This is a genomic window from Mesorhizobium sp. P2_D6 (assembly GCF_056404315.1).
The window spans coordinates 94,089-101,129 of the sequence record NZ_JBFUEG010000020.1 but is presented as its reverse complement, the minus strand read 5'-3'; the positions used below and the strand labels follow the sequence as shown (position 1 = coordinate 101,129).

Below are 7,041 nucleotides of genomic sequence, written 5' to 3'. Positions count from 1 at the left end.
GCCGAGCCCCGGCCGATAGAGCCCAGCAAAATCTCGGTCCATCGCAACGAGAGCCGCGTTCACGATCTCCTGTATCACTCGCAACGGATGGTCGCGGCGAACCCGCGCCTCAAGGTCGACATACGAAAACAGCGAACCTGTCCGTTCGTCTGAGCCGCGCATCCAAAAATCCCCAAATCATCTCGGGATCAGTGAATCACGACCCAAACACCCGCGCCAGCACTTCTTCAACAGCCTGCTAGGTCAGGCCTTCGTCTTGCGCTTCGTCACCTTGGCCGTGGCGGCCGGAACAGCCGGCTTGCGGCCGAGGCCCGAGGATTTGGCCAATGCCGAACGGGTCGCGGAATAGTTCGGCGCCACCATCGGATAGTCCGGCGGCAAGCTCCATTTGGTGCGATACTCGTCCGGGCTGAGGCCATGATCGGTCATCAAGTGGCGCTTCAGCGACTTGAATTTCTTGCCGTCCTCGAGGCAGACGATGTGGTCGGGAAACACCGAACGCTTCGGATTGACGGCCGGGGTAAGCACAGGGCTCTCCACGGCGGCGGCACTGCCCAACTTACGAACCGAAGCGCTGACGCTTGCGATCAAGTCCGGTAGACTAGAAGCTGGCAATGGATTGTTGCCGACATAGGCCGATACAATGTCGGCGGTCAGTTCAATAGCAGTCTTGTTGTCGAGAGTTTGCAATTTGTTTTCTCCCGCCGGTGATGCAGTTGCCGGCTTTTTTTTGAAGAGTGTTCTCGATGTATCCACTTAACAGCACCCCCCAGCGGGTCGTTAAGCGTGAGTAAATCATCAAGAATCGGTACAGGAGGATGTTTCCACATCCGGTTGCAACGTTGCAAATTAGAAAATCTAATACTTCGACGCGGCCGATTTCGCCGTTGTTGCGGAGCTGACGGGTCTGGAGTCGGCCAATATCTCTAGAATACGTTTCCAGCGGGCGCACCGCCCGAAATCCTTTTGCTCGATCGCCTTTTCGGCTTTCATCGCGGCATAGAGCGGCGCCTCGGCGCCGAACTCCTTGATCAGCCAGTATGCTTCCTGTCTGGCGAGGCGTTCATCGTCGTCAAGCATGGCTTCCAGCCTCCGAGCGTTCTATGCCCACCGCAATGCAACTGCCGATGACGAGGACCGCACCGGCAATCGCGGTCAGCGTCAGGCTCTCACCGGACAGCGTCAGCAGCAGCGTCGAGGCGATCGGCGTCAAATAGGCGACAACCGCAACCTTGCCGCCGCCTTCGAGCTTCAAGGCGCGCGACCAGAAATAATAGCCAAGCCCCATCGGACCGGCGCCGAGATAGAGGCCAAGCAGGACGTCCGCGCCAGATGGCCAGGCCGCGCCGTCGTGAACACACCACAGCAAGGTCAGGCCGACACCGACCAGTGCCGAAGGCAAGAGCAAACGTTCCGACGGTGTGGCCAGGCGAGCGACCGCGATCGAATAGAACGCCATGCACAGTGCTGAACCGAAGGCGGCGAGATAGCCGACGATGCTGCCCTGGAGAAATGGCTGGCCGCGACCACCCGAGATCACCAGCGCCACGCCGACAAAGCCGAGCACGGCAGTCAAGCCAAGAAGCACGGGGCGCTGCGGCTTGCCCAGCACGATGACCGCCGCCGCAACCATCAGCGGCCAGGTGTAGGCGACGAGATTGGCCTCGATCACCGGCATGGAGGCAAAGGCGATGTATTGCAGCACCATGGTACCGACCAGGCCGATGATGCCGACCGCGACCGCCCGAGCACCCGTGGCTGCGTTTTCCGGCGCCGTGTCCTTGCGGCTCGCCAGATGGATGACGGCGAACACCAGCGCCGCTCCGCAAAACTGCAGCAACTGCACCAGCGACACCGGGTGGCTGGCCAGCAGGGATTTGCCGACCAGTGCGTTGGTCGACCACAGCGCGACCGCGCCGGCGGCGAAGACCAGGGCCGATGGCGAGCCCGATCCATCCCGGAACCGCCGGGATGGCGCCCTGTTTCCGTCGCCGACCATGATTTCTTCCGAACCGACGGTCAAACCGGTGTCCACTTCTATGCTCAGGCTACCATGATTCCCTTGAGCCGCCCGGGAACGGCGCATCGGCCGCCACCGCAACCAGACGCTCTTCCTCGAAGCGGCGATAGGCCGGCAGCTGGTTTGTCCAGACGTCTTCGGCCAGCTCGTTGACCCATTCGCGATCATGATCATTGTCGGCTGCGAGATAGAACATGCGGTTGTCATCGACATAGGGCTTGGCCACCGAGCGCTGGTTGAGCACCAGCGTGACGCGCTCACCGAACTGGATCGGTGCCGTCCGGTGCAGAACGCCAAGAAACTGCCCGAGCGTCGCGTAGTTCATCTTATGGTCGATGCGCATGATGCGGTTTCGCGGGATCTCGCGGCCGGATTCGAGGACGGCGCGGCCGGTCTCGGAATCGTCGCAGTAGATTTCGAGATGGCCGCCAACCAGCGGATTGCTGATCGACAGCGGAATGAGTTCGGTGACCGGAACACCGTCGCAATGCCAGTCGACCGCGCCGTCCTTCGGATTCATGAAGGTGACGGTTGAGCCGACGATCGACAGCGGGTAAGGCTCGAGCTTTGTGCCCATCATGTCGGACAGCCGTTCCAGGCGCAGCTTGTCATGCAGCAGTTCCTTGATCTCCGGGATGAAGCGATCGGCGCCGGTTATGAAGGTCAGATCGAGATGCTTGTGCACGGCGTGGCTGGACTTGAGCTTCAACGCCGCCTCCTCGATCGCCGCCAGCAACGCCGGGTCGTAGCCGTGCAGATACTGCGCAACGCCAAAACTCGACACTTTCCAGGCTGTTTCGTGACCGATAATGGCTTCACGGCTCATCGCACAGCGCAAATCGGGAATGGTATGGGCGTTCATTCTACTTCTCCAGGGTGGGGGCATCACTTGGTAAACAGTCGATTAATTCGCCCACCCCTGTAAAATTAGGAATGCTGGTGCTAGTGTAAGCCCAGCTTAAGGTCGAAACCCGTGCGTCTGCTCAGTCAGGTCAACCTCAATTCGCTGAAGATTGTCGAAAGTGCCGCCCGGCACCGTAACTTTACGCGCGCCGGCGAAGAGCAGTTTATTACTGCTTCCGCGGTCAGCCAGCGCGTCAAAAGCCTCGAGGACCAGCTGCGCTTCAAGATCTTCCAGCGTGGCGGCAATGCGGTTTCGCTGACGCCCGAGGGCGAGACCTATGTGTCGCGCGTTCGCGAGGCATTGGAGCGGATCGTGGCGGCCAGCATGGAAGCGACCGGACAGTCGCAGGCGCATGTGCTGAAGATTTCGGTGCTGCCGACTTTCGCCGCGCGTTGGCTGTTTCCGCGGCTGCCGCTGTTCCAGCGGCAATATCCTGAAATCGAGATGCGGGTCTCGACGTCGTACGCCACCAATGAGTTCGCCACCTCCGAGTTCGACCTGGAGATCCGCTATGGAGACGGCAGCTTTCCCGACCTGACGGCGGACCTCCTGTTCAAGGAGGATTTGACGCCAGTATGCAGCAGGAGGCTGTTCCATGAGATTCTCGGCGACAGGCCGCTGTCAAAGGTGACGCCGGACGACCTCAGGTATTTCACCTTGCTGCATTCCGACACCTGCACGCAGAACTGGCAGTCGTGGCTGGGTTTTGCCGGCGCGAGTTCCGTGCTCGGCGAGGCCAAGAGCATCTATTTCGATTCCTGCATGATGTCCTACGAGGCGGCTAATGCCGGCATGGGCTTTGCAGTTGCCAACCGCGCCTATATGGCCAGTGACATCCGCGCCGAGCGGCTGGTGGCGCCGTTTGCCGTACACCACCCCAACACCGCCGGCTGGTATTTCGTCAGCCCGGTCACCGCGCCCTACGCGCGCAAGGTGGAATTGTTCAAGCAGTGGATCATGGCCGAGGCGGCGCTGACGCAGTGCCAACTGGATGCCGAGATCGCCAGCGGCCCGGTGCTGCGGCAGGCGATGGCCTGAGGTCGTTCCTACTGAGAGTTATTGCTCAGCTCACTATTATTTCTCGCACTTCACCATAGTTTCCTACCAACGGCTTCGGGTATTTTCGCAAAGCTGTCCGACCGGATCGATGATTTCCGGCAAAAATTTCAGGTTCTACTGTTGGTTTTTGCAGTTGCGCCGGGCCGCCCAGGAGACTTGTGCGCTCACCTCATGACGCAGAGGAAAGACTCAGCTATCTTCGGTCGTGCGGCGGGCCTGTTTTCCCGCTTCGCCGGCGCTTCCAGCTTCCTCCCGAGCAGCGCCGGCCTTCTTCACTCAGACGCTGTTCCGCTTCACCCTATTTTGAGACGATTATTGCGCCGGTGACGGTTGTTCGCCACCGGTTGCCGGCTTTGGCGCCGAATCCGTCTGCGGCGTTTGATCGAGCACCGGGGGCTTTGGTTGGCTGGATGTCGCTGTCGCAGGCCGCGAGCGCCAGGCCTGCGGCAAACAGAATCAGAAGCCTCTTCATGGCAACCTCCTAGGTCTGCCCTCTCCTTCGTAAGGGCAACGAGGTGGTTCGGCTTTGGTTGCACGCCCGCAGGCGACGCCTCCCGCCGGCTGGAACCAAATGCCGCCCCCGGGGTTGGTTGCCCGAAGGAGATCGCGCCATGATCCGTCTGCTCATAACCGGCCTTGTCGCCTATGCGGCCTATCGTGCCGCCAGAAAAGTCATCGACGAGGTGCCTGACGATTTCGATCCGCTGCCGATGCCCGGCGATGAACGCACCTTGCGACGCCAGTCGGCGGCAATGGGAGTCGCTCCGCGGAGGTAGGCCAGCCATCTCCACAGGGATAAAAGCCCGGTAGAGGCCGGGCTGCGCTAGCCCGTTGCGAACAAAGCAGAAACGATGCTTGATGAGCGATGACCATCGCCATCAATGATTCGACCTTGCAACCCGCCTATCTCGCCAAGCTCAACGCCGAGCAGCGGCTGGCCGTTGAACATGGCGACGGCCAGATCGCGGGACCGTTGCTGGTGATCGCGGGCGCCGGCTCCGGCAAGACCAACACGCTGGCCCACCGGGTTGCGCACCTGATCGTCAAGGGCGCCGATCCGAGGCGCATCCTGCTGATGACGTTCTCGCGCCGCGCCGCCACCGAAATGGCCAGGCGGGTCGAACGCATTGCCGGCGAGGTGCTGGGCCGCGACGCGTCCGTCATCGCCGACGCGCTGGCCTGGGCGGGCACGTTTCACGGCATCGGCGCCCGGTTGCTGCGCGACTATGCGCTGACGATCGGCCTCGATCCGGCCTTTACCATCCACGACCGGGAGGATTCCGCCGACCTGATGGATCTTGCCCGGCATGAGCTCGGCTTTTCGAAGACCGAAAGCCGTTTTCCGACCAAGGGCACGTGCCTGGCGATCTATTCGCGCACTGTCAACGCGCAGGCGCCGCTCGGCGAGGTGCTGGGCGCGGCGTTCCCCTGGTGCTCGGGCTGGGCCGAACAGCTAAAAGAGCTGTTCGCCGGATATGTCGACGCCAAGCAGGCGCAGAACGTGCTCGATTACGACGACCTCCTGCTCTACTGGGCGCAGATGGCGGTCGAGCCTGAAATCGCCACGCATCTTTCATCCCGTTTTGATCATGTGCTGGTCGACGAATACCAGGACACCAACCGGCTGCAGGCCTCGATCCTTTCAGCGCTGAAGCCGGACGGCGCCGGACTGACGGTGGTCGGCGACGACGCGCAGTCGATCTATTCGTTCCGCGCCGCCGAGGTGCGCAACATCCTGGATTTCCCCCAGCAATTCGCGCGAGCCGCAGACGTCATTATGCTGGAGCGCAACTACCGCTCGACCGAGACCATTTTGGCGGCGGCCAATGCGGTGATTTCCGAGGCGTCGGAGCGCTTCACCAAGAATCTGTGGTCGGAGCGCAAATCTTCACAAAAGCCGAAACTGGTCAGCGTGCGTGACGAGGCCGAACAGGCAAATTATGTCTGCCAGGCGATCCTTGCCGAGCGCGAGGCCGGCACGGTGCTCAAATCGCAAGCGGTGCTGTTTCGCGCTTCGCATCACAGCGGGCCGCTGGAGATTGAGCTGACGCGCCGCAACATCCCGTTCGTCAAGTTCGGCGGGCTGAAATTCCTCGACGCGGCCCATGTCAAGGACGTGCTGGCGGTGCTGCGCTTTGCCGAGAACCCGCGCGACCGGGTCGCCGGCTTTCGCGTGCTGCAGCTTCTGCCCGGCATCGGCCCTTCGGCGGCCAGCGCCGTCGTCGAGACCATGGCGACATCGCTCGACGAAGCGATGGGGCTGGCCCGCTTCCGGCCGCCGCAGCGCGCTGCGGAGGACTGGCCCGCATTCGTTTCCCTGTTTTCCGGCCTGCGCGCCAGGTCAGGCAAATGGCCGGCCGATCTCGAACAGGTCAGGCTCTGGTACGAGCCGCATCTGGAGCGCATACATGAGGACGCCACGACGCGGCGAGCCGACCTCATGCAGCTCGAGCAAATCGCCTCCGGCTATGCCTCGCGCGAGCGATTCCTGACCGAACTCACGCTCGATCCACCGGATGCGACCAGCGACCAGGCCGGGCCGCCGCATCGCGACGAGGACTATCTGATCCTGTCGACCATCCATTCGGCCAAGGGCCAGGAGTGGAAGAACGTCTTCGTACTCAACACCGTCGACGGCTGCATCCCGGCCGATCTCGGCGTTGGCACCAAGGAAGACGTCGAGGAGGAGCGCCGGCTGCTTTACGTCGCGATGACGCGGGCCAAGGACGGCCTGCACCTGGTGACGCCGCAGCGCTTTTATCCGCACAACCAGCCGGCGCGCGGCGACCGCAACGTCTACGCCTCGCGCAGCCGCTTCATCCCGGCCTCGATCCTCGGCGCCTTCGAGCAGACCTCGTGGGCGAGCGTTCACGCAAAGGACGATCCGCGCCACAGACCTGACGTGCGGGTCGACCTCGGCGCCCGCATGCGCGGCATGTGGAAATAGCCGGCGAGCGGCGCTCGATTGCGGGACGCACTCAGGGGGCGCCATCCAAACCGAAATTCGCAGGGAACCTCAGGCCGCCGGTCGCGTTTTCTGGCGTCCAACCCGTGATCG

General features: G+C 62.2%; 8 protein-coding genes and 1 pseudogene. 3 read left to right on the top strand and 6 right to left on the bottom strand.

Translation table 11 applies throughout. The features are described 5' to 3' along the window. The 5 genes and pseudogenes from AC1D1L_RS28935 to AC1D1L_RS28915 form a co-directional block, all read right to left on the bottom strand. Positions 1-162: pseudogene (locus AC1D1L_RS28935) on the bottom strand (IS5/IS1182 family transposase); the annotation flags it as partial. Positions 163-243: 81 nt separating this feature from the next. Then, complete coding sequence (locus tag AC1D1L_RS28930; protein ID WP_477344653.1) at positions 244-690, bottom strand: Ros/MucR family transcriptional regulator; 447 nt, start codon at positions 688-690, stop codon at positions 244-246. Positions 691-858: 168 nt separating this feature from the next. Further along, positions 859-1,080 carry a hypothetical protein gene (locus tag AC1D1L_RS28925; RefSeq protein WP_477344652.1) on the bottom strand — a complete coding sequence of 74 codons (222 nt, stop codon included), beginning with the start codon at positions 1,078-1,080 and terminating at the stop codon, positions 859-861. Next, positions 1,073-1,999 carry a DMT family transporter gene (locus AC1D1L_RS28920; protein ID WP_477344658.1) on the bottom strand — a complete coding sequence of 309 codons (927 nt, stop codon included), beginning with the start codon at positions 1,997-1,999 and terminating at the stop codon, positions 1,073-1,075. The genes AC1D1L_RS28925 and AC1D1L_RS28920 overlap by 8 nt, the downstream gene beginning before the upstream one ends. A 49-nt stretch (positions 2,000-2,048) precedes the next feature. After that, a complete protein-coding gene (locus AC1D1L_RS28915; RefSeq protein WP_352585158.1) occupies positions 2,049-2,882 on the bottom strand; it encodes a hypothetical protein in 834 nt (277 codons plus the stop codon). A 111-nt stretch (positions 2,883-2,993) separates the two neighbouring features. Here AC1D1L_RS28915 and AC1D1L_RS28910 point away from each other — a divergent pair, with 111 nt between their 5' ends. Further along, positions 2,994-3,962: a LysR substrate-binding domain-containing protein gene (locus AC1D1L_RS28910; RefSeq protein WP_477344650.1), complete on the top strand. Its 969-nt coding sequence runs from the start codon at positions 2,994-2,996 to the stop codon at positions 3,960-3,962. Positions 3,963-4,281: 319 nt separating this feature from the next. Here AC1D1L_RS28910 and AC1D1L_RS28905 read toward each other — a convergent pair whose 3' ends face one another. Further along, positions 4,282-4,455 (bottom strand): hypothetical protein, encoded by a 174-nt coding sequence (locus AC1D1L_RS28905; RefSeq protein WP_477344648.1) that lies wholly within the window; start codon positions 4,453-4,455, stop codon positions 4,282-4,284. A gap of 139 nt (positions 4,456-4,594) precedes the next feature. Between AC1D1L_RS28905 and AC1D1L_RS28900 the strand changes: the two genes are divergently transcribed. Further along, on the top strand, positions 4,595-4,759 hold the full coding sequence (locus AC1D1L_RS28900) for a hypothetical protein (protein ID WP_352558027.1): 165 nt from the start codon (positions 4,595-4,597) through the stop codon (positions 4,757-4,759). 89 nt (positions 4,760-4,848) lie between these two features. Beyond that, positions 4,849-6,930 (top strand): ATP-dependent helicase, encoded by a 2,082-nt coding sequence (locus tag AC1D1L_RS28895; RefSeq protein WP_477344646.1) that lies wholly within the window; start codon positions 4,849-4,851, stop codon positions 6,928-6,930. Positions 6,931-7,041 lie beyond the last annotated feature (111 nt).

Excerpts from the sequence above, each read along its gene's own strand:
- AC1D1L_RS28925 (WP_477344652.1), bottom strand. The coding sequence starts at position 1,080 with ATGCTTGACGACGATGAACGCCTCGCCAGACAGGAAGCATACTGGCTG.
- AC1D1L_RS28920 (WP_477344658.1), bottom strand. The coding sequence starts at position 1,999 with ATGGTCGGCGACGGAAACAGGGCGCCATCCCGGCGGTTCCGGGATGGA.
- AC1D1L_RS28915 (WP_352585158.1), bottom strand. The coding sequence starts at position 2,882 with ATGAACGCCCATACCATTCCCGATTTGCGCTGTGCGATGAGCCGTGAA.
- AC1D1L_RS28905 (WP_477344648.1), bottom strand. The coding sequence starts at position 4,455 with ATGAAGAGGCTTCTGATTCTGTTTGCCGCAGGCCTGGCGCTCGCGGCC.
- AC1D1L_RS28900 (WP_352558027.1), top strand. The coding sequence starts at position 4,595 with ATGATCCGTCTGCTCATAACCGGCCTTGTCGCCTATGCGGCCTATCGT.
- AC1D1L_RS28895 (WP_477344646.1), top strand. The coding sequence starts at position 4,849 with ATGACCATCGCCATCAATGATTCGACCTTGCAACCCGCCTATCTCGCC.